This window comes from Limimaricola cinnabarinus (assembly GCF_002723615.1).
GTDB lineage: Bacteria > Pseudomonadota > Alphaproteobacteria > Rhodobacterales > Rhodobacteraceae > Limimaricola > Limimaricola cinnabarinus_B.
Window position 1 is genome coordinate 1 of the sequence record NZ_KZ304952.1, and the last position, 26,901, is coordinate 26,901.

28 protein-coding genes, 1 tRNA gene and 1 pseudogene are annotated in these 26,901 nt (G+C 70.0%); 10 read left to right on the top strand and 20 right to left on the bottom strand.

What is annotated here, in order from left to right:
• The 11 genes and pseudogenes from CJ301_RS18580 to CJ301_RS03245 all read right to left on the bottom strand — a co-directional run.
• Positions 1 to 352: pseudogene (locus CJ301_RS18580) on the bottom strand (hypothetical protein); the annotation flags it as partial.
• 12 nt (positions 353 to 364) lie between these two features.
• Positions 365 to 859, bottom strand: a complete 495-nt coding sequence (locus tag CJ301_RS03200; protein ID WP_099274225.1) for an ExbD/TolR family protein — start codon at positions 857 to 859, stop codon at positions 365 to 367.
• A 1-nt stretch (position 860) separates the two neighbouring features.
• On the bottom strand, positions 861 to 1,535 hold the full coding sequence (gene tolQ / locus CJ301_RS03205) for a protein TolQ (protein ID WP_173812317.1): 675 nt from the start codon (positions 1,533 to 1,535) through the stop codon (positions 861 to 863).
• Between the two features lie 175 nt (positions 1,536 to 1,710).
• Entirely contained in the window at positions 1,711 to 2,106 is a 396-nt protein-coding gene (gene ybgC, locus CJ301_RS03210) for a tol-pal system-associated acyl-CoA thioesterase (RefSeq protein WP_099274230.1), read from the bottom strand.
• Complete coding sequence (locus CJ301_RS03215) at positions 2,103 to 2,726, bottom strand: hypothetical protein (protein WP_099274232.1); 624 nt, start codon at positions 2,724 to 2,726, stop codon at positions 2,103 to 2,105. The genes ybgC and CJ301_RS03215 overlap by 4 nt, the downstream gene beginning before the upstream one ends.
• A 64-nt stretch (positions 2,727 to 2,790) precedes the next feature.
• A complete protein-coding gene (gene ruvB / locus CJ301_RS03220; protein WP_099274234.1) occupies positions 2,791 to 3,825 on the bottom strand; it encodes a Holliday junction branch migration DNA helicase RuvB in 1,035 nt (344 codons plus the stop codon).
• Between the two features lie 49 nt (positions 3,826 to 3,874).
• Positions 3,875 to 4,570 carry a Holliday junction branch migration protein RuvA gene (gene ruvA / locus CJ301_RS03225; RefSeq protein WP_099274236.1) on the bottom strand — a complete coding sequence of 232 codons (696 nt, stop codon included), beginning with the start codon at positions 4,568 to 4,570 and terminating at the stop codon, positions 3,875 to 3,877.
• Positions 4,567 to 5,088 (bottom strand): crossover junction endodeoxyribonuclease RuvC, encoded by a 522-nt coding sequence (gene ruvC / locus CJ301_RS03230; protein WP_099274238.1) that lies wholly within the window; start codon positions 5,086 to 5,088, stop codon positions 4,567 to 4,569. Before ruvC ends, ruvA begins: the two co-directional genes overlap by 4 nt.
• A gap of 135 nt (positions 5,089 to 5,223) precedes the next feature.
• Positions 5,224 to 7,257 carry a hybrid sensor histidine kinase/response regulator gene (locus CJ301_RS03235; RefSeq protein WP_099274240.1) on the bottom strand — a complete coding sequence of 678 codons (2,034 nt, stop codon included), beginning with the start codon at positions 7,255 to 7,257 and terminating at the stop codon, positions 5,224 to 5,226.
• On the bottom strand, positions 7,241 to 8,740 hold the full coding sequence (locus tag CJ301_RS03240) for an ATPase domain-containing protein (RefSeq protein ID WP_099274242.1): 1,500 nt from the start codon (positions 8,738 to 8,740) through the stop codon (positions 7,241 to 7,243). Before CJ301_RS03240 ends, CJ301_RS03235 begins: the two co-directional genes overlap by 17 nt.
• A gap of 112 nt (positions 8,741 to 8,852) precedes the next feature.
• Positions 8,853 to 10,442 carry an alpha-amylase family glycosyl hydrolase gene (locus tag CJ301_RS03245; protein ID WP_099274244.1) on the bottom strand — a complete coding sequence of 530 codons (1,590 nt, stop codon included), beginning with the start codon at positions 10,440 to 10,442 and terminating at the stop codon, positions 8,853 to 8,855.
• A 100-nt stretch (positions 10,443 to 10,542) separates the two neighbouring features.
• Between CJ301_RS03245 and CJ301_RS03250 the strand changes: the two genes are divergently transcribed.
• The 3 genes from CJ301_RS03250 to CJ301_RS03255 all read left to right on the top strand — a co-directional run bounded on the left by CJ301_RS03250 (position 10,543) and on the right by CJ301_RS03255 (position 12,016).
• Entirely contained in the window at positions 10,543 to 11,568 is a 1,026-nt protein-coding gene (locus CJ301_RS03250; protein ID WP_099274246.1) for a substrate-binding domain-containing protein, read from the top strand.
• Between the two features lie 95 nt (positions 11,569 to 11,663).
• The gene (locus CJ301_RS18585) at positions 11,664 to 11,810 is read left to right on the top strand and encodes a hypothetical protein (RefSeq protein WP_162620403.1); all 147 of its coding nucleotides are present in this window, start codon (positions 11,664 to 11,666) and stop codon (positions 11,808 to 11,810) included.
• A complete protein-coding gene (locus CJ301_RS03255) occupies positions 11,807 to 12,016 on the top strand; it encodes a DUF1127 domain-containing protein (protein ID WP_099274248.1) in 210 nt (69 codons plus the stop codon). Before CJ301_RS18585 ends, CJ301_RS03255 begins: the two co-directional genes overlap by 4 nt.
• Before the next feature lie 147 nt (positions 12,017 to 12,163).
• On the opposite strand, the gene CJ301_RS03260 is transcribed toward CJ301_RS03255, so the two are convergent.
• The 7 genes from CJ301_RS03260 to CJ301_RS03290 all read right to left on the bottom strand — a co-directional run bounded on the left by CJ301_RS03260 (position 12,164) and on the right by CJ301_RS03290 (position 17,706).
• Positions 12,164 to 13,330: a sensor histidine kinase gene (locus tag CJ301_RS03260; RefSeq protein WP_099274250.1), complete on the bottom strand. Its 1,167-nt coding sequence runs from the start codon at positions 13,328 to 13,330 to the stop codon at positions 12,164 to 12,166.
• On the bottom strand, positions 13,327 to 14,325 hold the full coding sequence (locus tag CJ301_RS03265; protein ID WP_099274252.1) for a SpoIIE family protein phosphatase: 999 nt from the start codon (positions 14,323 to 14,325) through the stop codon (positions 13,327 to 13,329). Before CJ301_RS03265 ends, CJ301_RS03260 begins: the two co-directional genes overlap by 4 nt.
• Positions 14,322 to 14,729 carry an ATP-binding protein gene (locus CJ301_RS03270; protein ID WP_099274254.1) on the bottom strand — a complete coding sequence of 136 codons (408 nt, stop codon included), beginning with the start codon at positions 14,727 to 14,729 and terminating at the stop codon, positions 14,322 to 14,324. The genes CJ301_RS03265 and CJ301_RS03270 overlap by 4 nt, the downstream gene beginning before the upstream one ends.
• Positions 14,726 to 15,088, bottom strand: a complete 363-nt coding sequence (locus CJ301_RS03275) for an STAS domain-containing protein (RefSeq protein ID WP_099274256.1) — start codon at positions 15,086 to 15,088, stop codon at positions 14,726 to 14,728. The genes CJ301_RS03270 and CJ301_RS03275 overlap by 4 nt, the downstream gene beginning before the upstream one ends.
• On the bottom strand, positions 15,081 to 15,962 hold the full coding sequence (locus CJ301_RS03280; RefSeq protein ID WP_099274257.1) for an STAS domain-containing protein: 882 nt from the start codon (positions 15,960 to 15,962) through the stop codon (positions 15,081 to 15,083). The genes CJ301_RS03275 and CJ301_RS03280 overlap by 8 nt, the downstream gene beginning before the upstream one ends.
• A 98-nt stretch (positions 15,963 to 16,060) precedes the next feature.
• Positions 16,061 to 17,254 carry a hypothetical protein gene (locus CJ301_RS03285; RefSeq protein ID WP_099274258.1) on the bottom strand — a complete coding sequence of 398 codons (1,194 nt, stop codon included), beginning with the start codon at positions 17,252 to 17,254 and terminating at the stop codon, positions 16,061 to 16,063.
• Between the two features lie 362 nt (positions 17,255 to 17,616).
• A tRNA-Ser gene (locus CJ301_RS03290) sits at positions 17,617 to 17,706 on the bottom strand.
• A 210-nt stretch (positions 17,707 to 17,916) separates the two neighbouring features.
• Between CJ301_RS03290 and CJ301_RS03295 the strand changes: the two genes are divergently transcribed.
• From CJ301_RS03295 to CJ301_RS03325, 7 genes are all read left to right on the top strand, one after another.
• A complete protein-coding gene (locus tag CJ301_RS03295; protein ID WP_099274260.1) occupies positions 17,917 to 18,720 on the top strand; it encodes an SPOR domain-containing protein in 804 nt (267 codons plus the stop codon).
• Positions 18,721 to 18,807: 87 nt separating this feature from the next.
• Entirely contained in the window at positions 18,808 to 20,061 is a 1,254-nt protein-coding gene (locus CJ301_RS03300; RefSeq protein WP_254050057.1) for a D-alanyl-D-alanine carboxypeptidase family protein, read from the top strand.
• 4 nt (positions 20,062 to 20,065) lie between these two features.
• Complete coding sequence (gene tmk / locus CJ301_RS03305; protein WP_099274263.1) at positions 20,066 to 20,698, top strand: dTMP kinase; 633 nt, start codon at positions 20,066 to 20,068, stop codon at positions 20,696 to 20,698.
• Entirely contained in the window at positions 20,695 to 21,786 is a 1,092-nt protein-coding gene (locus tag CJ301_RS03310) for a DNA polymerase III subunit delta' (protein WP_099274265.1), read from the top strand. The genes tmk and CJ301_RS03310 overlap by 4 nt, the downstream gene beginning before the upstream one ends.
• Before the next feature lie 6 nt (positions 21,787 to 21,792).
• Complete coding sequence (locus CJ301_RS03315) at positions 21,793 to 22,599, top strand: TatD family hydrolase (protein ID WP_099274267.1); 807 nt, start codon at positions 21,793 to 21,795, stop codon at positions 22,597 to 22,599.
• On the top strand, positions 22,596 to 23,396 hold the full coding sequence (locus CJ301_RS03320) for an MBL fold metallo-hydrolase (RefSeq protein ID WP_099274269.1): 801 nt from the start codon (positions 22,596 to 22,598) through the stop codon (positions 23,394 to 23,396). The genes CJ301_RS03315 and CJ301_RS03320 overlap by 4 nt, the downstream gene beginning before the upstream one ends.
• A gap of 72 nt (positions 23,397 to 23,468) precedes the next feature.
• A complete protein-coding gene (locus CJ301_RS03325) occupies positions 23,469 to 24,398 on the top strand; it encodes an AEC family transporter (protein WP_099274272.1) in 930 nt (309 codons plus the stop codon).
• Positions 24,399 to 24,469: 71 nt separating this feature from the next.
• On the opposite strand, the gene CJ301_RS03330 is transcribed toward CJ301_RS03325, so the two are convergent.
• Both CJ301_RS03330 and CJ301_RS03335 read right to left on the bottom strand, forming a co-directional pair.
• Positions 24,470 to 25,324, bottom strand: a complete 855-nt coding sequence (locus tag CJ301_RS03330) for an ABC transporter permease (protein WP_099274274.1) — start codon at positions 25,322 to 25,324, stop codon at positions 24,470 to 24,472.
• Between the two features lie 4 nt (positions 25,325 to 25,328).
• The gene (locus CJ301_RS03335; protein WP_099274746.1) at positions 25,329 to 26,885 is read right to left on the bottom strand and encodes an ABC transporter permease; all 1,557 of its coding nucleotides are present in this window, start codon (positions 26,883 to 26,885) and stop codon (positions 25,329 to 25,331) included.
• Between the last annotated feature and the right edge of the window lie 16 nt (positions 26,886 to 26,901).

Genomic DNA, 26,901 nt, shown 5'->3' on the forward strand with positions numbered 1-26,901 from the left:
CGATCGCCTCGGCGGGCGGCTCGGGCAAGGGCTCGGGCGCGGGCGGCGGCGGGGTCTCCTCGGCCGGGGCCTCGGGTGCGGGCGGCGGCGGGGCCGCTTCGGCGGGCGCGTCCTGCGCCGCGTCGGGCGCGGGCGGGGTCTGTTCGGTCACGGGCGTCTCGGGCGCGGGCGGCACCTCGGTCTGCGGCTGCGGCGAGGTGGCGGCGACAAGGGCCGCGTATTCCTCGCCCGACACGACCGAGACGGGGGCCACGTCGAATTCCAGAGGCTCGCTGTCGAGCCCCCAGCCCATGACGAGCCAGATGAGCAGGCCGGCATGGCCGATGCCCGAGATGTAGCCCCCCGCGCTCATGACATCAGGCCCTCAGCCGCCCGAGGGCAGCGCGGTCGGCGCGCCCGCCCCGAAATCCGAGCCGCCCACATCCGTGACCAGCCCGATATTCGAGAAACCGCCCGCGTTAAGCGCGCCCATCACCTCGGCGACGCGGTTCCAGGCATTGGCCCCGTCGGCGCGCAGGAAGATGCGGTTGCTCGTGCGCTCGGCGGCGATGGCCTGCAGCCGGGTGATCAGCTCGCCCTGCGGCACCTCGGTGGTCTGGATCATCAGCGCGCCCTCGGCGGTGACGGTGACGGTGAGCGGCTCTTCCTCGTCGGAGGGCAGCGCCGAGGCGGCGGTCTGCGGCAGCTCCACCGGCACGCCGACGGTCATCAGCGGCGCCGCGACCATGAAGATGATCAAGAGCACCAGCATCACGTCGACGAAGGGCGTGATGTTGATCTCGGCCATCGGCTGCGCGCGGCTGCGCCGCCGCCCGCGCCTGCTGCCGCCACCGCCCGATTTCATGACACCCGCGCCCATCTCAGCTGTCCAGCTGGCGCGACAGGATGGTCGAGAATTCGTCGGCGAAGGCCTCGTAGCCGCCGATCAGCCGGTCGGCATCGGCCGAAAGCTTGTTGTAGAAGATCACCGCCGGGATCGCGGCCAGAAGGCCCAGGCCCGTGGCGAGCAGCGCCTCGGCGATGCCGGGGGCGACGACGGCGAGATTGGTGTTCTGCGCCTCGGCGATCTCGATGAAGGCGTTCATGATGCCGAAGACGGTGCCGAACAGGCCGACGAAGGGCGCGGTGGAGCCGGTGGTGGCAAGCACCGGCAGGCCGCGCTGGAGCCGCGAGGCCTCCTTGGCGATGGCCACGTCCATGCCGCGGTCGATCCGCGCCTGCGCGCCCGCGATCAGCCCGCCATCCTGGCGGTGCGAGCGGCGCCATTCGGTCATGCCGGCGACGAAGATGCGCTGCGAGGCGCCGCGCGGATCGGCGCCGATCTCGTCGAAGAGCTGGTCGAGCGGCTCGCCCGACCAGAAGGCGCGGTCGAAGCGCGCCGCCTCAGCGCGCGCGGCACGGTACTGGATCAGCTTGTCCACGATCACGGCCCAGCACCAGATCGAGGCCAGGATCAGCGCGATCATGACGAGTTTGACGGTGATCGTCGCGCGGGCGAAGAGCGCCCACATCGAAAAGTCTGCTACGTGATCCATCTGCCTGCTCTTTGGTGTCGCACGCGCGGCCTCTCGCGGGCCGCCTCAAGCGGCCTTAACCGATCCGGTCGGCGAAATCCACTTCGCGCTTCGCACGGAGGCGTGACAGCCGACAGGCCCCCGCCGCCCGAGACGCCCGGTTTCGGCGAAACTTCGCGCAAGCGTCGCCGCGGCCTCAACCGCGCGCCAGCACCTCGCGCAGCTCTGCAGGCAGCCGCGCGGGCCGGCCCGTGTCGGACAGGGCCACGAGCTGCACCCGCGCGCCGAAACAGGCGGTTTCGCCGCGGCGCACCGCCTGCTCGAGCGTGATCCGTGCGCCGCCGATCTCCACCAGCCGCGTTTCGACCGTCAGCAGGTCGTCGAAGCGCGCGGGCGTCAGGTAATCCGCTTCGAGACGCCGCACCGCGAAGACGATCCCGGTCTCGGATTTGAGCCGCGACTGGTCGATCCCGAGCCCGCGCACCCATTCGGTGCGCGCCCGCTCGATGAATTTCAGGTAATTGGCGTAATAGACGATCCCGGCGAGATCGGTGTCCTCGTAATAGACGCGGATCTCGAAGCGGTGGCTCATTGGCCCATCCGCGCGGCCAGCCGCAGCACTGTCGCCGGATCGTCGGAGGCGGCGGGCAGGACCGGGTCATAGGCCGCGCGGATGAGCGCCGCGATCTCGGGCTTGAGCACCACCGTGCCGTCGGGCGCCGAGGCCAGCGGCGAGGTTTCGTCGAAGGCGCTTTCGGACCATGTCAGCATCGACAACACCGCCTGGCTCAGCGCCAGCACATCCGCCGGGGTTTCGAGCGCCTCGCCCTTCATCCGCAAGAACACGATCCCCGCCCGGATCGCGCCGTCGGGCTCGAAACGAAAGGCGCGGTACTGGCTCGCGTCGCCCGCCTCCAGCTTGGCAAGGAGGTCCGGCAGGCCCGGCACCAGCTTGTCGAGATCGGGGACGGCGGAAAGCTCGTCCCATTCGCGGCAGAAGAAGACGAGCAGGTTCACGCCAAGCTCGGGATCGGTCTCGGCCATGTCGTGATCGGCGAGCTTGCACAGCGCCTGCAGCGCCGATTTCATCACGTCGAGCGTCTCGTCCTCGACCCCGAAGACGACCGGCGCGATCGGCCGGCCCCAGCGGGCGCACATGTAGCCGCCATCGCCACGGGTGAACATCGCCTCGACGGCTTTCGCATCCAGCATGACCGGTCCTCCTGTTTCACGGGCGGGGATACGCCCCCGCGCCCCGCGCGTCCAGCCGGGCGCCTCAGTCGAACAGCATGCCCTGGCTGTCGCCGGGGCCGCGCGGCACCGCCAGCCCCAGATGCCGCCACGCGGCATGGGCAAGCATCCGGCCGCGCGGCGTGCGCTGGATCAGCCCCTGTTGCAGCAAAAAGGGCTCGATCACCTCCTCCAGCGCGTCGCGGCTCTCCGACAGCGCGGCCGAAAGCGTCTCGATCCCCACCGGGCCGCCGCCATAGGCCTCGGCGATGAGCCGAAGGTAGCGCCGGTCGGCCCCGTCGAGCCCCAGATCGTCGACGCCGAGGCGCGTCAGCGCGTTGTCGGCCAGCTCCTGCGTCACCCGGCCGTCGCCCTCGACCACCGCGAAATCGACGACCCGGCGCAACAGCCGCCCGGCGATGCGCGGCGTGCCGCGAGCGCGCCGCGCGATCTCGCGCGCGCCCTCGTCATCGGCGGGGGTGCCCAGCAGACGGGCGTTGCGGGTAACGATCTCGTGCAGCTCGTCCACGGTGTAGAATTGCAGCCGCGTCGGGATGCCGAAGCGGTCGCGCAGCGGCGTGGTCAGCAGGCCGAGCCGGGTCGTGGCACCCACGAGCGTGAAGGGCTGCAGCTCGATCCGCACGGTGCGCGCGGCGGGCCCCTCCCCGATCACCAGATCGAGCGCGTAATCCTCGAGCGCCGGGTAGAGCACCTCTTCCACGGCGGGGTTGAGCCGGTGGATCTCGTCGATGAAGAGCACGTCGCGCGGTTCGAGATTGGTGAGGATCGCCGCGAGATCGCCCGCCTTGGCGAGCACCGGGCCCGAGGTCATGCGAAACCCCACCCCAAGCTCGCGCGAAATGATCTGCGCCAGCGTCGTCTTGCCCAGCCCCGGCGGGCCGTGGAACAGCGTGTGATCCATCGCCTCGCCGCGCTTGCGGGCGCTTTCGATGAAGATGCGCAGATTGGCGCGCGCCTCGGCCTGTCCGATGAACTCCGAAAGCCCCTGCGGGCGCAGGGCGCGGTCGTGGTCCTCGGGAAGCCGCTCGGGGCGCAGCGCGGGATCGGGGGCGTCGGTCATCTCATCGTCCTAAGCATCGGGCGGGCGCGGTGTAAGTGGGCGCGGCAACTCACCGCTCCTTGGGCGCGAGCTTGCGCAGCGCGGCGCGGATCAGCATTGCCGTGTCGGCCTTCGGGTCCTCATGCGCGGTTTCGGCCACGGCGGCGGCGGCCTCGGACAGCCCATAGCCGAGATTGCCCAGCGCCGAGAGCGCCTCGGCCTGCGCCGCGGCGTTGCCCTCGTCCTTCTTCTTCGCGGCCTTCTTCGCGGGTTTCGGCGCGGGCGCATCGGCGGGCGCGTCGTCGATCACCGCATCGGCCTCATGGCCCGGCATCGCCGCGGGCTGCGCGCCCATCGCCATGATCGAGGGCGCCTTGTCCTTGAGCTCATTGACCACGCGCTGCGCCGTCTTGGGGCCGACCCCCTTGGCGCGCGCCACCGCCGACCAGTCGGAGATGGCGATGGCGCGGCTCAGCCCGTCCGCGCCCAGCGCGCCGAGAATGGCGAGCGACGCCTTGGCGCCGATCCCCTGCACCGTGAGCAGCAGCCGGTGCCACTCCTTCTCCACCAGCGTCGGAAAGCCGAAGAGTTGCAGGATGTCCTCGCGCACCAGAAGCTCGGTATAGAGCGCCACCGCCTCGCCCGGACCGGGCAGCTGCGCCAGCACCCGGTCGGAGACATAGACCACGTAGCCCACGCCGCGCACGTCGATCAGCACGTGATCGGCGGCGCGGTATTCGAGCCGTCCGGCGATGCGTCCGATCATGCGCGCGCCCTCCCCGCCTCGGCCCGCGCGACGGCGGCGGCGAAATGGCCCGCCGATTGCAGGTGATGCGCATGGCAGATCGCGATGGCGAGCGCGTCGGCGGCGTCGGCGCTGTCGAGCTTCACGCCCGGAAGTTGCAGCTTCACCATGTGCTGCACCTGCGCCTTGGCGGCGGCGCCGTTGCCGACCACGGCCTTCTTGATGGTCGAGGGCATGTATTCGCCCACCGCCAGCCCCGCCTCGGCCGGGATCATCAGCGCGATGCCGCGCGCCTGGCCGAGCTTGAGCGTCCCCGCCCCGTCGGAGTTGACGAAGACATGCTCCACCGCGGCCGCCTGGGGGCCATGTTCGGCGATCACCGCGCGCAGCTGGTGCGCCAGCGACAAGAGCCGCTCGGCCAGATCGTCGCCCTCGGAATGGCAGGTGCCGTTGGCAATATGGCGCAACCGCGCGCCGGTGCTTTCGATCACGCCCCAGCCGAGATTGCGCAAACCCGGATCGATACCGATGACTCGCATGTGCCCCCATCCGCCGATCGCGACTGCCCTGCGCCCCGGCCCTTGTTCTACGTGGTTTTTCCGATCCCTAGCACAAAGGGCGAACGCAAGCCATGGGGCGATGACAATGGGGCGCCGGGCGATGGCGGGATATCCTCACAGGCCGAGCCGGGCGATCTCCTCGGCCAGCTGGCGCTGCATGTAGGGCTTGGCGAGGCGCGGCAGGTCGAGCGAGGCGCCCTCGGGCAGCTCGGCATAGCCGGTGGCCAGCAGGATCGGCAGGCCGGGGCGCAGCTCGCGCGCGCGGCGCGACAGCTCGCCGCCATTCATGCGCGGCATCGAGTAATCGGTGATCATCAGGTCGATCGGCGCGTCGCCTTCGAGCACCGAGAGCGCCTGCGGCCCGGAGCTCGCCTGGATGACGTGATGCCCCAGATCCTCCAGCAGATCGACGCTGCTCATCGCGATCAGCGCGTCGTCGTCGACGAAAAGAATGCGCAAGGCGCCGCCCTGCCGATGCGTGGCGGCGACAGCGGGCGCGGCGCGTGCCGCGGCGGGCATTTCGGCGGCGGGCAGCCACAGCTCGGCCCGCGTGCCCGCGCCGGGCCGGCTCGACAGGCGCAGCGCGCCGTGAAGCTGCTGGGCGAGACCGTGGATCATCGACAGGCCGAGCCCGGTGCCCTTGCCCAGCTCCTTGGTCGAGAAGAAGGGCTGCGTCGCCTGCTCGAGCGTCGCGGCGTCCATGCCGGTCCCGGTGTCGCTGACCGAAAGCCGCAGATAGGCGCCTTGGGCCAGATCGCCCTCCCCCGCGGCTTCGGCCAGATCGACCGCGATGGCGAGCCGGCCGCCATCGGGCATCGCGTCGCGCGCGTTCACCGCGAGATTGAGAAGGGCGAGGTCGAACTGGGTGCCGTCGACCTGGGCCGAGGGCAGGCCTTCGGGCAGATCGAAGCTCAGCTCGATGTCGTCCCCGACCGAGCGGCGCAACAGCTCCTCGGAGCCGCGCACCAGCTCGGCCAGGTCGCGCGGCTCGACCTTGAGCTCCTGGCGGCGCGCAAAGGCCAGAAGCCGCTGGGTCAGCGCCGCGCCGCGCTGCGCGCCCTGGATCGCGCCATCGATCAGCCGGGTTGCGCGCGCATCCTCGCCGACATGGCGCGACAGCAGGTCGAGATTGCCCAGCACCGCCATCAGCAGGTTGTTGAAATCATGCGCCACGCCACCGGTCAGCTGGCCGATCGCCTCCATCTTCTGGCTTTGCAGCAGCTGTCCCTCGGTGCGCTCGCGCTGCCGGATCTCGTCGAGCATGCGGGCATGGGCCTGCTCCAGCTCGGCGGTGCGCGCGGCGACGCGGCGTTCGAGATCCTCGGTCTGTTCGCGCTGGCTGGCTTCGGCGCTCTTGCGGGCGGTGACATCGGCGGTCAGCCCGACGAGCCGCACCGCGCCGTCCGGCTCCCGCTCGATCCGCGCCGTGGCCTCGGCCCAGCGCAGGCTGCCATCGGGGCGGATGTGCCGGAACTCGGCGCGATACTCGCCGCTGCCGCCGATCGCCGCCTCGACGGTGCCGATCACCCCGGGCCTGTCCTCGGGATGCAGGCTCGCCAGAAAATCCTCGTAGCCGAAGGGCTCGCCCTCGCTGCGCCCGAAGATCTCGCGCATCATGGGCGTGACGGTGAGCAGCTTCGTTTCGGGGTGAAGCTGCCACATGCCCAGCCGCCCGGCGGAAAGCGCGCTGCGCAGCGTGTCCTCGCTGCGGCGCAGCCGCTCGACGGCGGCGCGGGTCTCGAACTGCCGCTCGCGTCCGCGCCGCGCCGCGCGCGCGACGCTGGCGAAGGTCGTGGCGTGAAAGGGCCGTTCGAGAAAGGTGACGTTGCCGAGAAGCTCCGACAGCCGCGCGGCTTCGGGGTTGCGCTCGGGCCCGCCGCCATGGCGGGTCAGCACGACGAAGGGCAGCGCCGACCAGCTCGGCTGCGCCGCGACCGCCGCCGCGAGCGGGCCGAGATCGGCATGGCGCACCGCCTCCTCGGTCAGGATGCCGAAGGCGGCATCCGCATCCAGCGCGCCGACGAAACGGTCGAGATCGGGGCAGATCTCGGCGGGCTGGCCGATCTCCGACAGCAGCGTGGCGGCGAGACGCGCATCGCGCCCGCCGGGCATGAAGATCAGCGCCGGCGCGTCACCGGGGCAGGTCATCCTTGCGGACCTCCATCAGGGGCTCGCTCGACCCGACGAAATCCGGCACGCCGCGCAGGACGCCCTGGAACCCGTGCAGCGGGTCGCCCAGTTCGAGCCCCGCCTGCGAGATGCGAAATTCGCGGATCGTGTCCTCATGCGGGCCGGTGCGCTTCTTGATCACCGAGACCGCCCGGCGCACCTTGCCCAAGGCCTCGAAATAGCGCAGCAAAATGACCGTGTCGGCGATGTAGGTGACGTCGAACGGCGATTGCATGTCGCCGACCAGCCCGTGCTGCGCCACGGTCAGATAGGTGCTCGTGCCCTGCCGGTTGAGAAACTGCAGCAGCTCGTGGATATGCAGCACGAGCGCGTTTTCCTGCGGCATCGCGGCCTTGTAGCCGTTCATGCTGTCGATGATCACCGTGTGCACGCCGTCATGGGTGACGCTGTCGCGCACCCTTTGGGCGAACTCGCCGGGCGACATCTCGGCCGCGTCGACCTGCTCGACCAGCAGCGCGCCGCTCCTGCGCAGGGCGGCGATATCCATGCCCATCTTCAAAAAGCGCGCCTCCAGCAGGCCCAGCTCCTCGTCGAAGCAGAACAGCGCCGCCTTCTCGCCGCGCGCGATGGCCGCGCAGGCGAATTGCAGCGCCACGAGGCTCTTGCCGGTGCCGGCGGGGCCGAGCACCAGCGTGCTCGATCCGCGATCTATGCCGCCGCCGAGCAGACGGTCGAACGCCTCCAGCCCGCTCGATTGCGGGCTGCGGTCATAGCCGGTGCGGTGCTCCAGCGCCACGAGCCGCGGAAACACCTCGATGCCGCCGGTCTTGATGGCGAAGTCGTGAAAGCCGCCGCGGTAGCGCTGGCCGCGATACTTGGTGACGCGCAGCCGGCGGCGCTCGGCACCGTAATCGGGCGCCAGCTCCTCAAGCTTGACCACCCCGTGCACGACGCTGTGCACCGTGCGGTCGCGCATCTCGGCCGTCAGATCGTCGAGCATCATGACGGTCGCGTCCTGCCGGGCGAAATAATGCTTCATGGCAAGGATCTGGCGGCGATAGCGCAGCGAGCCCTGCGCCAGCAGGCGGATCTCGGAGAGGCTGTCGATCACCACGCGCTGCGGGCGCACGCGCTCGAAGGCCGCGAAGATCTGCCGCGTCGCCTCGCCCAGTTCGAGATCCGAGGAATAGAGCAGGCTCTGCTGCTGGTCGGCATCGAGCAGGCTCTCGGCCGGGACCACCTCGAAGACGGAGATCTCCGGGCCGAGCGTCCAGCCATGCGAGGCGGCGCTGTCGCGCAACTCCTCTTCGGTCTCCGACAGGGTGATGTAGAGGCAGGTCTCGCCCTGCTCCGCGCCTTCGAGCAGGAAGCGCAGGGCGGTCGTGGTCTTGCCGGTGCCGGGTGCGCCCTCGACGAGAAAGACATGGCGGCGGGTCAGCCCTCCCGCCAGCACGTTGTCGAGCCCCGGCACGCCGGTGCGCGCAAAATCCCTTGATGTCATCCGAGCCGATCCTTTGAGCCGATGCACGGCTCCTACCAGCTTTGCCTGACAGCAGAAAGACGGATCGCGCCGGGTGCCGCGCGGGACGTCACGGCCCCGCGCGGCCCTGTCGTCAGCCCAGCCGGGCGATCAGCGCGCCATTGGGGCCAAGCCGGACCCGGCCATCGGCCGCCTCGGCCGAGAGCGCGAAGAGCGTCTGCGCGATACCGTCGATCCCGATCTCCTGCGGCGTGGCCGAGAGATTGAAGGCGCAGACGGTGTTCTCGCCGCGATGGAAGGCCAGCACCGGCTCATCGGTTTCGACGAACATGGTCCGGCCCGTCCGCAGGTCCGGCGTCTCGCGGCGCAGCTTCAGGAGCGCGCGGTAGGTTTCGAGGACGGAGCCATCGGCGCCCGCCTGCGTGTCGACCGCGCGCGCGGCCTGCGGCGCCTTGACCGGCAGCCATGGCGCGTTGCTGTCGGAAAAGCCGGCATTCGGCGCCGAGGCTTCCCAGACCATCGGCGTGCGGCAGCCATCGCGCCCCTTGTCCTCGGGCCAGAAGTTGATGCCCTGCGGATCGGTCAGCTCCTCGAACTCCAGCTCGGTCTCGGTCTGGCCCAGCTCCTCGCCCTGGTAGAGGCAGATCGAGCCCTCCATCGACAGCAGCATCGCCGCGGCGAGCCTGGCCACCGCGTCCTGATCGCCATGCTCCGCCCAGCGGCTCACATGGCGCGGCACGTCGTGGTTCGACAATGCCCAGCAGGGCCAGCCCCTCGGGGCGAGTTTGAAGAACTGGTCGATCTGGTGGCGGAAATGCTCGGCGGTGAAGTTCGGGCCCAGCATCTCGAAGCTGTAGGCCATGTGCAGCCGGTTGGCCGAGGTGTATTCGCCCATGATCTCGATCGGATGATGGCTTTCGCCCACCTCGCCCACCAGCGTCCGGTCGTCATATTCGTCCATCAGCTTGCGCATCTTTTCGAGGAAGCCGATGTTCTCGGGCTGGTTCTTCGAGAAGATGTGGTACTGCATCTCGTAGGGCTTGATCGCCGGGGTCCCGTCGAGCCGGAAATCGGCCGGATCGTCGCGCAGATGCTTGTCGTGGAAGTAGAAGTTCACCGTGTCGAGGCGGAAGCCGTCGACGCCGCGATCGAGCCAGAAGCGCATCGTGCCCAGGAGCCATTCCTGCACTTCGGGGTTGTGGAAGTTGAAGTCGGGCTGCTCCTTCAGGAAGTTGTGGAAGTAGTACTGCCGCCGCCGCGGCTCCCATTCCCAAGCGATGCCGCCGAAGATGGCCTGCCAGTTGTTGGGCGCGGAGCCGTCATGCTTGGGGTCGGCCCAGACATACCAGTCGGCTTTGGGGTTGTCGCGGCTCTGGCGGCTTTCCTCGAAGAAGGGGTGCTTGTCGGAGGAATGCGACAGCACCTGGTCGATCATCACCTTGAGCCCGAGCTCATGGGCGCGCGCGACCATGGCGTCGAAATCGTCGAGCGTGCCGAAGGTCGGGTCGATATCGGTGTAGTTCGACACGTCGTAGCCCATGTCGGCCATGGGCGAGGTGAAGATCGGCGACAGCCAGACCGCGTCGGCGCCCAACTCGGCGATATGCGGCAGCCGCTCGGTGATCCCCTTGAGGTCGCCGATGCCGTCGCCATTGCCGTCCTGATAGGAGCGCGGATAGATCTGGTAGATCACCGCACCCTTCCACCAATTCGCCTTGCTCATATCCTGTCCTTTTCATGCCTGAAGTGCCGTCGGCTCGCGGTCAGGGTTGCCCGAAGCGTTTCGGATTGGCAAGGTGCGGCAGCAGATCCGAGGACGAAACATGTCGGCGACACTCAAGGACATCGCAGCACTCACGGGGCTTTCGGTCACGCAGGTCAGCCGCGCGCTCAACGATCACGACGATGTCAGCGCCGAGACCAAGCAGCGCGCGCGCGATGCGGCCAAGGCGCTGGATTACCGGCCGAATCTCTCGGCGCGCCGGCTGGCCTCGGGGCGCTCTGGCATCGTCGGGCTGGTGCTGCCGCCGCAGGACAGGACCCCGCGCGACAGCATGTTCGTGCAGATGATGCGCGGGCTGTCGAGCGCCTTCTCGCGCCATGGGCGGCTCTTCGTGCTGCATGCCGCCGATGAGGGCGAAGATGTCGTGGCGGTGCATCGCCGCCTGATCGATGGGGGCTCGCTCGACGGTTTCGTGCTGATCGAGCCCGAACATGACGATCCGCGCGTGGCCTATCTGCAGGGGCGCGGCGTGCCGCTGGTGATGCATGGGCGCGACGGCCCCGCGCCCGACTACCCATTCTACGACATCGACAACCTCGCCGTGGGCCGGGCGCTGACGCAGATGCTGCTGCGCGCCGGGCATCGCCGGATCGGCTTCATCAATGGCCGCGAAGACATGTGCTATGTCGCGCAAAGGCGGCTGGGCTGGGAGCGCGCCCTGCGCGAGGCCGGGGTCGAGCCCGATCCGGCCCTGCACGAGCACGGGCAGATGACCGAAAGCCTCGGCGCGCTTGCCACGCTGCGGCTGATGGGCCCCGAAGGGGCGCGGCCCAGCGCGCTGATCGCCGGGAACATGCTGATCGCCAAGGGGATATACACCGCGCTCTCGATGCTGGGCCTGAAAGTGCCGCAGGATGTCTCGGTCGTGGTGCATGACGACATGCTGCCGGGAGAGGATCTTCTGGCGGTGCCGCCAAGCTCGGGCACCCGCTCGGCGCTTGCGCAAAGCTGGGAGCCGCTGGCGGCGGCGCTGATCGGCGCGATCGAGGGGCGGGCGCTGCCGAAAACCCAGCATCTGGGCGATTTCGAGATCGTCGAGGCGGGCTCGATCGCCCCGCCATCCTGACGAGCGCTGTGGCAGGCCCCGAATCCACGCCGGGCCTTGCCGCTCAATCCTGCCCCGAAGCGGTTCGGGCCGCATGCAACAGGGAGGCGATCACCATGCATTTGCTGCAGGGCGCTGCGGCGCGGATGGCGGTGGTCGCCGGGCGCCGGGAGGGCCAGATGGGGTCAACGGGGCCGATGACGGCGCCCGCCCCCAAGCGGCCCATGCGCCGCCCGACCAGCCCCGAGGACCGCAGATCATGACCAGCATCAGCACCAACCAGACCGCCCGCCCCGCCTCCTTCCTGTCGCGCCTCGTCGCCGCCGTCACCGGCCGCCGCGCGCAGCTGCGCGCCTACCGCGTCACCCGCCGCGAGCTTTCGGCCCTCAATGACCGCGAACTGACCGATCTGGGCATCAGCCGCGGGATGATCGAAGAGATCGCCACGCAGGCCGCGCGGCGCGCCTGAGCGATTATCGCGCAGGCGGGGGATCTTTTTCCCCTGGCCGATGTTGAGCGGCAGGATGGTTCTCCTCCCTCGCCCATCCGACACATATGGCGGCGGCGCTCCTCCCTCGGGCCGCCGCCATTTTCGTGTCAGGTGAGGCCGTAAACCTCAGGGATCGACCAGCCCGAGCTGCGCCTCGTCGAAGCCCAGCTCGACGCTGAGCCCCCCGCCCTCCTCGCGGTTCTCGGTGCGAATGAAACCGGCATGCTTCTGGACCATGGTGCGGATCATGCGCCAGCCGAGCGATTCCGAGCGCTCGGGCCGCTCCATCCCCGGCGCGAGGCCGCAGCCATCATCGGCCACGGTCAGCGTCAGCATCCCGTCGGCGCGCCTCAGGCGCAGCTCCAGCCGCCCGCGCGCGCGCCCGGCAAAGGCGTGCTTGCAGGCATTGGTCAGAAGCTCCCCCGCCGCGAGAGCGAGATCGGTCACCGCGCTGCCGGTGAGGTGCAGCGCATCCCCCTCGACCACGATCTCGATCTCCTGGTCCGAGGTGGAGAAGGCCTGTCGCGTCTGCTCGGCCACGTCGCGCAGCAAGGGCAGCAACGCCGCGCTGTCGGCGGCGGCGGCGCGCTGCAGCTGGTCGTGGATCGCGGTGATCGCCTTCACCCGCAATTCGAGATCGCGCAGGACCTTCTTCGTCTCGTCGCTCGCGGCCGCCGAGCGCGACAGCCGCATCAGGCCGGTCACCAGCGCGAGGTTGTTCTTGGTGCGGTGATGCACCTCGGCCATCAGCAGGTCGCGCTCCTCGATGGCATCGAGCAGGTCGCGGTTCTGCTGCGCCAGCATCGCCGCCGGATCGGCCCGGCGCAGCGCCGCCAGCGCCTCGCCGATGGCGGCGGCGGTCTGCGCGGTCCCGGCGGCGGGAAGGCCGGTGTCGAAGCCGGCCCGGATCCGCGTGCCCTCGGCGCCGCTCTCGATATCGAGCCTGTCTGCGATGCGCTGCACGCCGCGCAGGCCAAGCCCCAGCCCCGGCCTGCGCGCGGCACCCGGCAGCGGCGCCGCGCCGCCGAGCCGCGCCTCGAGATCGGGGATGCCCGGCCCCTGGTCGATCGCCTCGACCACCAGTTCGAGCGCGCCCGCCCGCGGCTCCAGCGAAAGCGTCATCCGCCCGCCGCCGCCATGCTGGACGATGTTGCGCCCCAGCTCCAGAAGCGCCGTGACGATGCGGGTTTCGGCGAATTTGGCAAAGCCGCAGTGGCGCGCCACCTCCTGGCCGACCATCCGCAGCCGCACGATATCCTCGTCGGCCTCGATCTTCAGCGTGGTCAGCCTCATGCCGCCTCCTCGCGCGCGAGCCGGGCCACGATCACGCAGCAATCGTCGCGGCCCTTGCTGCGGTCGCGCATGAACTGCGCCGCGATCATCGCGCAGCTGTGACCGGCGGTGGACGGCAGCTCGGCATGGCTGCGCAGCGTCGAGAGCCCGTCGCTGTGCAGGATCAGCACGTCGCCGGGCCGTATCACCGCCTCCTCGACGGGGGGCGTGCGCACCGCGCCGCCAAGCCGGCCCTCGCGGCTGATCAGCCGCTTCACCTGGCCATTGGGCTGGACCAGCAGCGCCGCGATATTGCCGATCCCGGCCAGCCGCAACCGCCCGTCCGCCGCCTCGATCTGCGCCAGCGCCGCCACCGAGCCGCGGCTGCCCGCAAGCCGGGCCGAAAGCTCGGACAGGGTGCGCGCGGGGTCCTCGCCGCGCAGCGCCTCGAGCCCCTCGATCGCCTCCGCCGCCGCCGCCTCGGCGCGCGCGCCATGCCCCAGCCCGTCGACCGCGAAAAGATCGACCCGCCCCGAGACGTCGCGCACCAGGAGCCCGTCGCCGCAGGCGCGGTCGCCGGGGTAGTTCATCAGATAGGCGCCGACCTCGACCCCGGCGAGCACCGGGGCCGCGCCGAAGCCGCAGACCGTCACCGTGCCCTGCCCCGGGGTCGAGCGGATCTCGAAGCTGTCGGCCAGCCGCCGCATCGCGCCCAGGCCCCCGCCCGCGCTCGACCCGGTCGAGAAACCGTCCGAAAGCGCGAGATCGACATCGGGGATGCCCGGCCCGGCATCGATCGCGGCGACCGAGACATGCGGCCCCTTGCCGGGCTGGATCTGCAGCAGAAGCTGGCCTGCGCGGGCGTGGCGCAGCAGATTGGTGGCCATCTCGGTGACCACGATGGCCAGCGCCTCGGCGCGCGTGTCGGGCAGCGCCGCCGTCTGGGCGAGGTTGCGCGCCAGGCGGCGCGCCTCGGCCACGGCGCTGGGGTCGGAGATATCGACGACATGTCTCATGGCCTGGCCTCCATCTCGATCGTGGTTCCGACGCCGGGCCGGCTTTCGATGCGGAACGCCTCGACCAGCCGCCGCGCGCCGCCCAGCCCCTTGCCCATGCTGCGCGCGGTCGAGAAGCCGTCGGTCATCGCGCGGTCGATATCGGCGATGCCGGGGCCCTCGTCGCGGCAGCGGATCATGATCCGCAAGGGACGCTCAAGCCGATGGATCTCGATCACCCCGCCGCCGCCATGGTCGAGCGCGTTGCGGGCGATCTCGCTCACCGCGGTGACGAAGCGGGTCTTGCGCAACGCCCGTGCGCCCATCGCATCCATCGCCTTCGACACGGCGATCCGCGCCGCGGCGATGTCGCGCTCCTGCCGCAGCTCGACGCTGGCCGCCGGCCGAGCCGGCGGGGCGCTCACGCCAGCCCCTTGGCCTTCAGGCTCCGCAAGGCATGGCTGAGCGACAGCGCCGTCTTGGAGCCGGGCAGGTCCATGCCGAGCTCGACCAATGTCATCGCCACCGCCGGGCGCATGCCGACGATGTAGGTCTCGGCCGCCAGCAGCCGCGAGATCGAGGAGAGCTGCGCCAGGATCCGCCCGACGAAGGTATCGACGATCTCCAGCGCCGCGATGTCGATCACCACGCCGCGCGCGGCCTCGTTCACGATCCGCTCGGAGAGATCCTCCTGCAGGTTGATGATGTCGGTGTCGGTGATGTTGTCGCGGATCGCGACCAGCAGCACCTTGTCGACCGTGTAGATCGAGGCCGCCTCAGACACGGGTGTCCTCGACCCGGCCGATGCGGAAGCCGACGCGGCGGAACGCCTCGTCGAGCGCGGCGCGGATGGTCGGGCGGGTCGTCACCTCGCCCACATCGACGCCGAGCTCGACCATGGTCTGGGCGATCTTGGGCGAGATGCCCGAGATGATCGCCTCTGCCCCCATCAGCCGCACCGCGGCGGCGGTGCGCAGCAGGTGCTGGGCGACCTGGGTGTCGACGACCCGCACGCCGGTGATGTCGACGATCACCACCTCGGCGGAGTGCTCGACGATGGCGTTCAGCAGGTTTTCCATCACCTCCTGCGCGCGCATCGAATCGAGCGTGCCGATCAGCGGAATGGTCAGCACCCGCTCCCACAGCTGCACCACCGGGGTCGACAGCTCCATCATCTCGGCGCGCTGGCGCTCTATGATCTCGTCGCGCTCGGCGATGAAATACTCGTTGATATGCATCGCGAAGGCATCGACGATCCGCCCGAAATTCGCGGCCTCCTGCAACAGCTGCTCGGGCGTGCCGGTGAGCCGCTTCTGCAGCATCTCGAACACCGGCTGCTTGAGCGCGAGGACGAAGGCGGTCATCTCCCACGGGGCCACGCCGCGCTCGGTGCGCACCAGCGTGATCTCCGACAGCGCCAGCCGCAGATCGGACCAGATCTCCGCCTCGATGTCGACCGGCGCGTCGAGGTCGATCCGGGCCAGAGCCTCGGAAAAGGCGCGCAGCAGGTCGGCCAGCTGGCGGCGGCTCTCGCGGTCGGAGAAGAGGTCGGGGCGGCGCACGCCCTCGCGCTTCTGGGTCGCGAACCAGGCATCGAGAACGCTGTCGAAATCCTCCCGCAGGAGGCGGCTTACTTCGGTCGTCGGCGCAACGGTCATAATCGGTCCTAGTTGGTCACGGCTGCCCATCGATATGGGTAGCCGCGCGAGAAGGAAAGCCTTGTCGCGGCATCATTCGGCGCGAACCGGCCTGCCGCCTATCCGCGGCCGCGCCGGCCCAGCAGCGCATCGGCCCGCCCCAGCGCCGCGTCGAGCTCATCGAAGGCCCGGTTCAGCGCGGCGCGCCCCGCCTGCGGATCGGGTGCGGGGCCTGCCGCGGGGGGCGGAGGCGGGGCGGCCACGGCAGGGCGGCGCGGCCGGGCGGCGAGCCGTTCGGCCAGGCCCGGCACCGACCAGATCCGCGCGGTGCGGCGCCGGGTGATCTCGCGCAGCAGCCCCTCCTCGACCAGCGCATCGATCAAATTGGTCGCCCCGCGCGGCGTGACCCCGATCCGATCGGCAAGCAGCGCCGAGGTCAGGCAGGGCGCAGAGGCGAAGGCCTGCGCCGCATCATTGAGCCGCGAGCGCCCGTGCCGCCCCTCGCCGCAGGCCCGCGCGCGGCGCAGCCAGTCGCGGGCCAGGCCGATCCGGCCGATCTCCCTGCCCAGCACCGTGCCCAGCCCGGCCAGCAGATCGGCGACGCCCGCCACGCTGCCCGGCGACCAGGGGCGGTAGCGGTCCACCGACAGGGCCAGCGCCGGGGTGGCGACCCAATCGGCATCCACCCGCCCAGAAAGGCCGCGCATCGGGTCCTCCTCATAGGCGACCGCCCCGCCCGGCCCCGGCGCCGCCCGGCGGCAGGCCCCCTCGACCGCCATGAACAGCGCCCGTTCGACCATCGGGTTGGCCCGGCCGCTGGCATGGGCAAAGGCGGCGCTGACCCGCAGCGCGGCGAGCAGCGGCGGATCGCCCGGGCGCAGCGCCGCCAGGGCGGGGGCGAGCGCCTCTGGCGTCATCGCCCCGCGCTCCGCCGCGCCCTCGCGCCCGGGCTCCGGCAGGCCGCCGATCCGCCGGGTGAGCCGCTCCATCGCCTCGACCGGCTGCGCCACGGGATCGCCCGGCGCCTTGAGCGCCCGGATCAGCCCCAGCGCCAGCTCGCCCGAAACGGAATCGCCGCGCCCCGTGTCGCCCCCGGCCACGCGCGGCAGCAGATCGGCCTCCGTCACCCGGCGCCCTTCGAGCGCCACGGAAGCGACCGCCTCGGCCACCGCCATTTCCGAGCGCCACAGGTTGCCCGCATCCGGGTCGGCCCGGCCGAAAGCCTCGATCCGCGCGGCGAGCACCTCGATCCGAAGCAGATCGAGCGCCCCCGCCGCGTTGCCCGCCGCCCTGCCGCCGCTCCTGCCCGCCATGGCCGCGCTTCCCTCTCATCGTCCCGCCCGGTGCAGACTGGCCCGCCGCCACGCGGCTTGTCCACCGGCCATGGCGCGCCCAACCGCAACGGGAGACTGTCTCCGGCCAAGGTCAAGTTGCTGCGCAAGTTCCAGCGGCATTTCGGCCCGGCTCTCTGCGAGAAGAACAGGCGGCCCTTGCTCAACCGCATCGGCCTGTCGGACGCGACCTATCCCGCCCAAGAGGGCGCTGTACGACGGGCTCGACATCGACGAAGCCGCATTGCGGGCGCGGTGCGACGACATGGAGCGGCATCTGCGGCTGGCGCTGGATTTGCACCGCACCCCTTGACCCCAGGGCGATCGGGTGGCGGTGGGCATGCTGGCGGAGGAGGTGGGATTCGAACCCACGGTACGCTCTCACGCACGGCGGTTTTCAAGACCGCTGCAATCGACCACTCTGCCACTCCTCCGGCGGGCTTGCCCTAAGCACTGCGCCGCGATTCGGGAAGAGGCGGGATCACGCGATTTTCGGGGATCGGGTCGCGCTACCGGCTTTCCATGCATCGCCACCCCCGATATGTTCGCCGCGCGTCGTGGATCGCGCCGAGATGTGCGACACCATGCCGAAACAAAAGAGCGGGCCGGACAACGGCCTGAGCGGGGCAATCGAGGGAGCACATATGCCAGCCACCATTCCTGCGCGGCCGGTCGTCATGCTGCTGGGCGCGCTGGGCGCCCTTGGCGCCTGCGGCGATGCCGGACCCGCCTCGGGGCCCGATGCGCGCCGCACCGAGATCGTCTCGCGCGACGTGGAGGCGCCGGGGGTGTTCCAGGTCACCGAACCGGGCCTGTGGGACGGGCGGCCCTCGCTGGGGGGCGTCTGGGTGGCCTATCCGGAGGTCGATGTCGAACAGATCGGCCAGGTCGTCATCCGCAACGAGGCCAATGGCCGCTTCGTGATCGGCGCGCTGTTCCGGCGCGAGCGCGAGGCGCCGGGCCCGGCGCTGCAGGTCAGCTCCGAGGCCGCGGGCGCGCTGGGCATGCTCGCCGGCGCGCCGGCGACGCTCAATGTCACCGCGCTGCGCCGCGACGAGAGCGAGGCCCCCGAAGCCCCCGGCGCCACCACCGATTTCGACGATCCCACCCCGATCGCCGCCGTGCCGCTGCCGCCGGCGGAGCCCGCCGAAAGCGCCGCCGCCGAGGCCGCACCGGCCCCCGCCCCGGCATCGCCCCCCGCGCCGCAAAGCGCGCTCGATCGCCCCTTCATCCAGATCGGCATCTTTTCGATCGAGGACAATGCCCGCAACACCGCCACCGCGATGGAGGTGGAGGGGCTGGCCGCGCGTGTCGTCGCCTCCGAGATCCAGGGCGCGACCTACTGGCGCGTCGTGGTCGGTCCCGCCGACACCGCCGCCGCGCGCGAGGCCGCGCTGGCCCGCGTCAAGGCGCTGGGCTTCACGGATGCCTATTTCGTGCGAAACTGATCCGGGAGGCGGACCGGAACCGGCCCGCCCCCGCCCCTTCCTTCCGGCCGCCGCCGCGCGGCCCGACAACCGACCGGAGCGACCTCGATGATCCGTGCCGTCTTTCTTGCCGCCGCCGCGCTCATGGCCTTGGCCCCGCTGGCCCGTGTGGCGCATGCCCAGACCTTCGACACCCCGGCCCGCGCCGCCTATGTGCTCGATCACACCACCGGGACCGAGCTTCTGGCCAAGAACGCCGACGAGCCGCTGCCGCCCGCCTCGATGTCCAAGCTGATGACGCTCTACATGGCCTTCGAGGCGATCGCCTCGGGGCGGCTCTCGATCGACCAGCGCCTGCCCGTCTCCGAACACGCCGCCTCCTATGGCGGCTCCTCGATGTTCCTCGACACCACCGACCGGGTCCGGGTCGAGGATCTGCTGCGCGGCGTGGTCGTGCTGTCGGGCAACGATGCCTCCGCCGTGCTGGCCGAGGCGCTCTCGCCCGACGGGACCGAGGCGGGCTTTGCCCGGCTGATGACCGAGCGGGCGCGCGAGATGGGCATGGAGAACTCCACCTTCGCCAATTCCAATGGCTGGCCCGATCCGCGCCAGCGCATGTCGATGCGCGATCTCGGCATCCTCGCCAGCGCGCTGATCCGCGACTTTCCGACCTTCTACCCGATGTTCGCCGAGCAGGAATTCGAATTCGACGGCCGCGTGCCCTCCAACAGCCAGAACCGCAACCCGATCCTCGGGCTCGGCATCGGCGCCGACGGGCTCAAGACCGGCCACACCTCCGAGGCGGGCTACGGGCTCGTGGGCTCGGCCAAGCAGGACGACCGGCGGGTGATATTCGTGATCACCGGGCTCGACAGCACCCAGTCGCGCCGGGTCGAGGCGGAGCGGATCGTCAACTGGTCGTTCCGCCAGTTCGCCCAGCGCGATATCGGCGAGGCCGGCACCCGGATCTCGGAGGCCGAGGTCTGGATGGGCGAGCAGAGCCGCGTCGGGCTGGCGCTGGCCGAGGATCTGTCGCTGCTGATGCCCGCCATGTCGAGGGACGACGTCGAGGCCGAGGTGGTCTATCAGGGCCCGATCGAGGCCCCGATCGAAGCGGGGCAGGAGTTGGCCGAGCTGGTCATCGCCCGCGAGGGGATGCCCGCGACGCGGGTGCCGCTGGTGGCCGAGACGGCGGTGGCGCGCGGCGGCTTCATGCCGCGGGTCAAGGTCGCGGCCTCGGTGCTGTTTAACCGCTTCGGCCCCGAGGGGCTGACCCTGCCCGGGCTCGACCCGATGGCGGTCACGCCGGCCGACGAGCCGGTGGAGACCGAGGCCGAGCCGGCCGCGGCCGACGAAACCTGAGCCGGTGACAGCCGGTCTCTTCATCAGCTTCGAGGGCATCGACGGCTCGGGCAAGTCGACGCAGGCCCGGTGCCTGGCCGAGCGCCTGCGCGCCGCGGGCCATGAAGCGCAGCTCACCCGCGAGCCGGGCGGCAGCCCCGGCGCCGAGGAGATCCGGCAGCTCCTGCTCACCGGCGATCCGGGCCGCTGGTCGGCCGAAACGGAGCTTTTGCTCTTCACCGCCGCGCGGCGCGACCATCTGGAGCGGACCATCCGCCCGGCGCTGGCCCGAGGCCATACCGTCATCACCGACCGCTTCGCCGACAGCACCCGCGTCTATCAGGGCGCCACGCGCGGCGACCTGCGCGAGACGGTCGACCGGCTGCACGCACTGATGATCGGCGCGGAGCCGGAGCTGACCTTTCTCATTGACATGGACCCGGCCAAGGCGCTCGCGCGCGGGCTGGCGCGCGGCTCGGGCGAGGACCGGTTCGAGGAGATGGGGCTCGGCTTCCAGCAGACGCTGCGCGCGGGGTTTCTCGCCCTCGCCGCCGCAGCGCCCGAGCGGTTTCGCGTGATCGACGGCGACCGCGCGCCCGAGGCCATCGCCGCCGAGATCGCCGAAATCGCCCTGCCCCGCATCGGTTCTGCGCCATGAGCGAGGATCTTCCCGATCCGACCGGCCTGCCCGGCCTGCCCCACCCGCGCGAGACGCGGCGGCTGATCGGGCAGGAGGCGGCCGAGGCCGAGTTTCTCGCGGCACAGGCGGGCGGGCGGCTGCATTCGGGCTGGCTTCTGACCGGGCCGATGGGCGTGGGCAAGGCGACGCTGGCCTACCGCATCGCGGCGCATCTGCTGGCGGGGCGGGACGCCTCCCATGGGCTCGACATGCCCGATGACGATCCCGACCTGCGGCGCATCCGGGCCGGATCGCATCCGCGGCTCTTCGTTCTGAAGCGAGGCCCGAACGACAAGGGCGACAGGCTCTCGGCGCAGATCCGGGTCGAGGAGATGCGCAAGCTCAAGAGCTTCTTCCATCTCAGCTCGACCGATGGCGGCCACCGCGCGGTGATCGTCGACGCCGCCGACGAGATGAACGTCTCGGCGGCCAACGCGCTTCTCAAGGAGCTGGAGGAGCCGCCCGCCAACACCACGCTGATGCTGATCGCGCATCAGCCTTCCGGTCTCCTGCCCACCATCCGCTCGCGCTGCCGGGTGCTGCGGCTTCGCCCGCTCGCCCCTGATGCGCTGTCGCAGGCGCTGGCGCAGGCCGGGGTCGCGGATGAGGCGCCCGAGGCGCTTTCCGTGCTGGCGGCGGGCTCCGTGGGCGGGGCCGCGCGGATCGCGCAATCGGACGGGCGCGCGCTTTATGCCGCGCTGGTGGCGCTTCTGTCGGGCCTGCCGCATATCGACCGGCCCCGCGCCATCGCCATGGCCAATGCCTGCGCCGGCAAGGGGGCGGAGGCGCACTTCGCGCTGATGCTCGACCTGATCGACCTGCTGCTCACCCGCGCCGCGCGCGCCGGGCTGATGGGCGCGCCCGAAATGCAGGGCGCCGAGGGCGAGGCGCGGCTGCTGGCGATGCTGGCACCCGATGCGCGGGCGGCCCGGCGCGTGGCCGAGCTGAGCCAGGAGCTGTCGGCCCGCGCGCGGCACGGGCGGGCGGTCAACCTTGACCCTTCGGCGCTGCTTCTAGATATGCTCTTGAGGATCGAAGCGATGGCGACCGGTGTCGCCGCAGCCTGAGGCCAGATGACTTCCAAAGATTTCCAGCTCGTCGACGCGCATTGTCACCTCGATTTCCCCGATTTCGCCGAGGAACGCGAGGCGGTGATCGCGCGCGCGCTCGATGCGGGCGTGACCCGGATGGTCACGATCTGCACCAAGCTCAAGAACGCCGACTCCGTGCGCGCCATTTCGGAGGCGCATGACCCGGTGTTCTGGGCCGTGGGCACCCACCCGATGAGCGCCGCCGATGAGCCGCTCGCCTCGGTCGAGGATCTGGTGGCGCTGGCCGAGCACCCGAAGATGGTCGGCATCGGCGAGACCGGGCTCGATTACCACTACACTGCCGAGAGCAAGGACGTGCAGCAGGAGAGCCTGCGCATCCATATCGAGGCGGCGCGGCGCACCGGGCTGCCGCTGATCATCCATGCGCGTGACGCCGATGACGACATGGCGCGCATCCTTGCCGAGGAACACGCGGCGGGTGCGTATGAGTGCATGATGCACTGCTTCTCTTCCTCCGCGGCGTTGGGCCGCGCGGCGCTCGATCTCGGCTTCTACCTCTCGATGTCGGGCATCGCCGCCTTCCCGCGCTCGGGGGAGCTGCGCGAGATTTTCGGCAATGCCCCGCTCGACCGGATCCTCGTCGAGACAGACAGCCCCTATCTTGCGCCGCCTCCGCATCGCGGGCGGCGCAACGAGCCGGCCTATACCGCGCATACGGCCAAGGTCGGCGCGGAGTTGTTCGGCCTGTCCCTGCCCGATTTCGCGGCGCGCACGTCCGAGAACTTCGACCGGCTCTTTGCCAAGGCCGCGGATTGGAGCCCGGCATGAGCGACCGGCTGGAGGCGCGGATACTGGGCTGCGGCTCCTCGGGCGGCGTGCCGCGCCTCGGCAATCGCTGGGGCGATTGCGACCCCGCCGAGCCGCGCAATGCGCGCAGCCGCTGCTCGCTGCTGCTGAGCCGTTTCGGGCCGGGCGGCGTCACCCGCGTGCTGATCGACACCTCGCCCGATCTGCGCGCGCAGATGCTCGCGGCGGAGGTCGGCGCGCTCGACGGCGTGGTCTGGACCCATGCCCATGCCGATCACGTGCATGGCATCGACGACCTGCGGATGATCGCCTTCAACATGCGCGCCCGGCTGCAATGCTGGGCCGATGCGCCGACGACCGAGGCGCTGATGGCGCGTTTCGGCTATGCCTTCGAGACGCCGCCGGGCTCGGATTACCCGCCGATCTGCGACCTGCACCCGATCGGAGGCGAGATCAGTGTCACCGGCGCGGGCGGCGAGATCCGCCTCATGCCCTTCGACCTCGTGCATGGCAACATCTCGGCGCTGGGCCTTCGCTGCGCGGGGCTGGCCTATCTGCCCGATGTCAACGAGATCCCCGAAGCCGCCTGGCGGCATCTCGAGGGGCTCGACTGCCTGATCGTCGACGCGCTGCGCCGCGCGCCGCATCCCAGCCATGCCCATCTCGCGCTGACGCTCGACTGGATCGCGCGTGCCGCGCCGAAGCGCGCCGTGCTGACCAACATGCATTACGATCTCGACTACGCCACCGTCGCGGCCGAGACGCCCGAGCATGTCGTCCCGGCCCATGACGGGATGACGCTCTCCTTCGACATCTAGGCGAAGGGGTCTTCCCTTCGCCTTTTCGCAAACCGGCAATAGTGCGGCCACCGCCCGCGCGGAGGTCCGAAGATGATCCTGCTGCTCACCGTCACGCTGCCGGTCTTTCTGGTGCTGGGCTTTGGCTATCTCGCCGCCTGGCGCGGCTGGATCGGTGAGGCGGCGATCGACGGGCTGATGAAGTTCGCCCAGGGCTTCGCGATCCCCTGCCTGCTGTTTCTCGCCATCACGCGGCTCGACCTGTCGCAGGAGTTCAACCTCCCCCTTCTGGGCAGCTTCTACGCGGGCGCCCTGGCGGGATTCTTCGCCGGGCTCTTCGGCGCACGGCTGATCTTCGGACGCGTCTGGGAAGACGCGGTGGCGATCGGCTTCGTCGGCCTGTTCTCGAACTCGCTGCTTCTGGGCCTGCCGATCACCGAGCGGGCCTACGGCGCGGATGCGCTGCAGGCCAATTTCGCGATCATCGCGCTGCATTCGCCCTTCTGCTACGCGGTGGGCATCACCGCGATGGAGCTCGTGAAGGCGGGCGGCGGGTCGCTGTGGCGGCTTCCGGGCCGGGTGTTGCGCGGCATGGGGCGCAACGCGCTGATCCTCGGGATCGGTCTCGGCGCGGTGGTGAACCTCTCGGGGCTGCCGCTGCCCGAGATGCTGATCGAGGCGCTGGAACTGATGGCGCGCGCGGCGCTGCCGGCGGCGCTGTTCGGTCTTGGCGGCATCCTCTACCGCTACCGCCCCGAGGGCGACATGCGGGTGATCCTCTATGTCGTGGCGGTTTCGCTGGTGCTGCATCCGGCGGTGGTCTGGGGGCTGGGATCGATGGCCGGGCTGTCGGTCGAAGCCTTCCGCTCGGCGATCATCACCGCGGCGATGGCGCCGGGGGTGAACGCCTATCTCTTCGCTTCGATCTATGGCCATGCCAAGCGGGTCGCGGCCTCGGCGGTGCTGATCGGCACGGCGGCCTCGGTGCTCAGCGCGACGCTCTGGCTGGCGCTGCTTCCCTAGGCCTGTTCAACGTGAAACGCCCCGCGGAATGATCCGCGGGGCGTTCTTTTCTTGCGTCGATGTCGCGCGGATCAGCCCGGGCTCATGCCGCGCAGCCGCTCCGAGCGCCGCCGCAGCACTTCGAGCGTCACCAGAAGCACCACCGAGATCGAGATCAGCACCGTCGCGGCGGCGAGGATGGTGGGCGAGATCTGCTCGCGCAGGCCGGTGAACATCTGCCAGGGCAGCGTCTTCTGCCCGGCCGAGCCGACGAAGAGCACCACCACCACCTCGTCGAAGGAGGTGATGAAGGCGAAAAGGCCGCCAGAGACCACGCCCGGAAGGATCAGCGGCATCTGCACCTTGAAGAAGGTGCGCACCGGCCCTGCCCCGAGATTCGCCGCCGCCCGCGTCAGCGAGCGGTCGAAGCCCACCAGCGTCGCCGTCACGGTGATGATGACGAAGGGAATACCCAGCGCCGCATGGGCGAGCACGACGCCCCAATAGGTCCCCTGCAGGCCGATCCGGCTGTAGAAGAAATACATCCCGGCCGCCGAGATGATCAGCGGCACGATCATCGGCGAGATCAGGATCGCCATGATCGCCCGGCGAAACGGCACATGCGGCTGGCTCAGGCCGATGGCCGCGAGCGTGCCCAGCGCCACCGACAGGAAGGTCGCGACCGGCGCGATCTTCAGCGAGTTCCACAAGGGCACCTGCCAGTCGGGGTTGGTGAAGAAATCGCGGTAATGCTTGGTCGAGTAGCCCTCGGGGTCCAGCGCCAGCATCTCGGGCGTGAAGGTGAAGAAGTTCTCGGCGTTGAACGACAGCGGGATGATGATGAGGATCGGCGCGATGAGAAAGAAGAAGATCGCCGCGCAGATCACGAGGTAGGAATAATGCCAGACCTTCTGGCCGGTCGAGGCATAGGGGGGAAGTGCAGCCATTCTCTCAGCCTCCCAGCTTGACGTTGTCGATGCCGACGATGCGGTCGTAGAGCCAGTAGAGCGTGAGCACGAGCGCCAGCAGGATCGAGCCCAAGGCGGCCGCGAGGCCCCAGTTCAGCGAGGACGAGATGTGGTAGGCGATCCGGTTCGAGATGAACACGCCGGAGGTGCCGCCGACGATCTCGGGCGTGATGTAGTAGCCGATCGACAGGATGAAGGCGAGGATGGAGCCCGCGCCGATGCCCGGGATCGAGAGCGGGAAGAACACGCGCCAGAAGGCGGTCCAGTCATTCGCGCCCATGGATTTCGCGGCTCGCATGTAGCTCGGCGGAATCGTCTTCATCACCGAGTAGAGCGGCAGGATCATGAAGGGCAGCAGGATATGCGTCATCGCGATCATCGTGCCGGTGGCGTTGTTGATCAGCGTCAGGCGGTTGGCGTCCGACACGATGCCGAGCCAGACCAGCGTGTCGTTGATCACGCCCTGCTGTTGCAGCAGCACCTTCCAGGCGGAGGTTCGCACCAGAAGCGAGGTCCAGAACGGCAGGAGCACGAGGATCATCAGCACGTTGGCCGAGCGCAGCGGCAGGGTCGAGAGCAGATAGGCGATCGGGTAGCCCAGCACGATGCAGGAGAAGGTGATCGCCAGCGACATCCACATGGTGCGCCAGAACAGCTTGAGATAGATCCGCTCGTCGTCGGGACGCATCTGCGCGTCGCCGTCGGGGCCGTTCATCATGTCGATCGAGTTCAGGAAATAGCCGTCGGTATAGGCCGGGCTGTAGGTCTCGATGACCTGCCAGATCTGCGGATCGACCCAGTCCTCGTCCGATTCCTCGAACAAAGCCTTGATCGAGACGGTCTCGAAGCCGGAGACGTCGACATCCGGGAACCCGGCCGGTGCAGCCCCGTTCGCGAGATCGCGGTAGAGCGCGGCATAGACGAAATCCTCGACATCCTCCTCGAGCGGGTCGTCCTCGTTGGCCTCGACCGTGAGCTTGACCCAGGCATCCCAGACATCGGCGGTCTGGGGCAGCGCCGCGCGGATCTCCTCGTCGGCCATCCAGTTCGACCAGGCGACCGGGTCCTCGAGCGCGGGCTCGGCCTCGATGAACTGGTCGGTGTAGATATCGGTGTCGAAGCGGCCGACATCGCGGCCGGTGCCGCGAAACAGCGAGCTGAGACCGGTCTGCTCATAGTTCAGGCGGCTGCCGAGGCGGGTGTGCGACTTGTATTCGGCGGCGATGAAGAGATCGGTGTAGAGTGCCTCGTAGACCGGCTCGCCGGGGGCCTCCTCGGGGAGGTTCTGGTCCTCGCGCAGCGCGACCACGGTGCGCGGCAGGGTCTCGGAGACGATCTGGTTCTCGACCGAGCGGAACAGCATCTCCGCGATCGGCGCCACGAAGGCGACGAGGATGAAGATCAGCAGCGGCGAAACCAGCAGGAAGGCGCGCAGCTTCTCGCGGCGCAGCGCCCGGTTCAGGCTGTGCTTGAGAGGTCGGCCATCGGCGGCCAGCATCGGGCCGTCTTCGGTCACCTCGCCGCCCGGAAGCACCGCCATCGGCTGGCTCGGGGGT

Bases quoted from the DNA above. Each gene is read 5' to 3' on its own strand.
- CJ301_RS03200 (WP_099274225.1), bottom strand. From the start codon at position 859: ATGGGCGCGGGTGTCATGAAATCGGGCGGTGGCGGCAGCAGGCGCGGG.
- tolQ (WP_173812317.1), bottom strand. From the start codon at position 1,535: ATGGATCACGTAGCAGACTTTTCGATGTGGGCGCTCTTCGCCCGCGCG.
- ybgC (WP_099274230.1), bottom strand. From the start codon at position 2,106: ATGAGCCACCGCTTCGAGATCCGCGTCTATTACGAGGACACCGATCTC.
- CJ301_RS03215 (WP_099274232.1), bottom strand. From the start codon at position 2,726: ATGCTGGATGCGAAAGCCGTCGAGGCGATGTTCACCCGTGGCGATGGC.
- ruvB (WP_099274234.1), bottom strand. From the start codon at position 3,825: ATGACCGACGCCCCCGATCCCGCGCTGCGCCCCGAGCGGCTTCCCGAG.
- ruvA (WP_099274236.1), bottom strand. From the start codon at position 4,570: ATGATCGGACGCATCGCCGGACGGCTCGAATACCGCGCCGCCGATCAC.
- ruvC (WP_099274238.1), bottom strand. From the start codon at position 5,088: ATGCGAGTCATCGGTATCGATCCGGGTTTGCGCAATCTCGGCTGGGGC.
- CJ301_RS03235 (WP_099274240.1), bottom strand. From the start codon at position 7,257: ATGACCTGCCCCGGTGACGCGCCGGCGCTGATCTTCATGCCCGGCGGG.
- CJ301_RS03240 (WP_099274242.1), bottom strand. From the start codon at position 8,740: ATGACATCAAGGGATTTTGCGCGCACCGGCGTGCCGGGGCTCGACAAC.
- CJ301_RS03245 (WP_099274244.1), bottom strand. From the start codon at position 10,442: ATGAGCAAGGCGAATTGGTGGAAGGGTGCGGTGATCTACCAGATCTAT.
- CJ301_RS03250 (WP_099274246.1), top strand. From the start codon at position 10,543: ATGTCGGCGACACTCAAGGACATCGCAGCACTCACGGGGCTTTCGGTC.
- CJ301_RS18585 (WP_162620403.1), top strand. From the start codon at position 11,664: ATGCATTTGCTGCAGGGCGCTGCGGCGCGGATGGCGGTGGTCGCCGGG.
- CJ301_RS03255 (WP_099274248.1), top strand. From the start codon at position 11,807: ATGACCAGCATCAGCACCAACCAGACCGCCCGCCCCGCCTCCTTCCTG.
- CJ301_RS03260 (WP_099274250.1), bottom strand. From the start codon at position 13,330: ATGAGGCTGACCACGCTGAAGATCGAGGCCGACGAGGATATCGTGCGG.
- CJ301_RS03265 (WP_099274252.1), bottom strand. From the start codon at position 14,325: ATGAGACATGTCGTCGATATCTCCGACCCCAGCGCCGTGGCCGAGGCG.
- CJ301_RS03280 (WP_099274257.1), bottom strand. From the start codon at position 15,962: ATGACCGTTGCGCCGACGACCGAAGTAAGCCGCCTCCTGCGGGAGGAT.
- CJ301_RS03285 (WP_099274258.1), bottom strand. From the start codon at position 17,254: ATGGCGGGCAGGAGCGGCGGCAGGGCGGCGGGCAACGCGGCGGGGGCG.
- CJ301_RS03295 (WP_099274260.1), top strand. From the start codon at position 17,917: ATGCCAGCCACCATTCCTGCGCGGCCGGTCGTCATGCTGCTGGGCGCG.
- CJ301_RS03300 (WP_254050057.1), top strand. From the start codon at position 18,808: ATGATCCGTGCCGTCTTTCTTGCCGCCGCCGCGCTCATGGCCTTGGCC.
- CJ301_RS03310 (WP_099274265.1), top strand. From the start codon at position 20,695: ATGAGCGAGGATCTTCCCGATCCGACCGGCCTGCCCGGCCTGCCCCAC.
- CJ301_RS03315 (WP_099274267.1), top strand. From the start codon at position 21,793: ATGACTTCCAAAGATTTCCAGCTCGTCGACGCGCATTGTCACCTCGAT.
- CJ301_RS03320 (WP_099274269.1), top strand. From the start codon at position 22,596: ATGAGCGACCGGCTGGAGGCGCGGATACTGGGCTGCGGCTCCTCGGGC.
- CJ301_RS03325 (WP_099274272.1), top strand. From the start codon at position 23,469: ATGATCCTGCTGCTCACCGTCACGCTGCCGGTCTTTCTGGTGCTGGGC.
- CJ301_RS03330 (WP_099274274.1), bottom strand. From the start codon at position 25,324: ATGGCTGCACTTCCCCCCTATGCCTCGACCGGCCAGAAGGTCTGGCAT.
- CJ301_RS03335 (WP_099274746.1), bottom strand. From the start codon at position 26,885: ATGGCGGTGCTTCCGGGCGGCGAGGTGACCGAAGACGGCCCGATGCTG.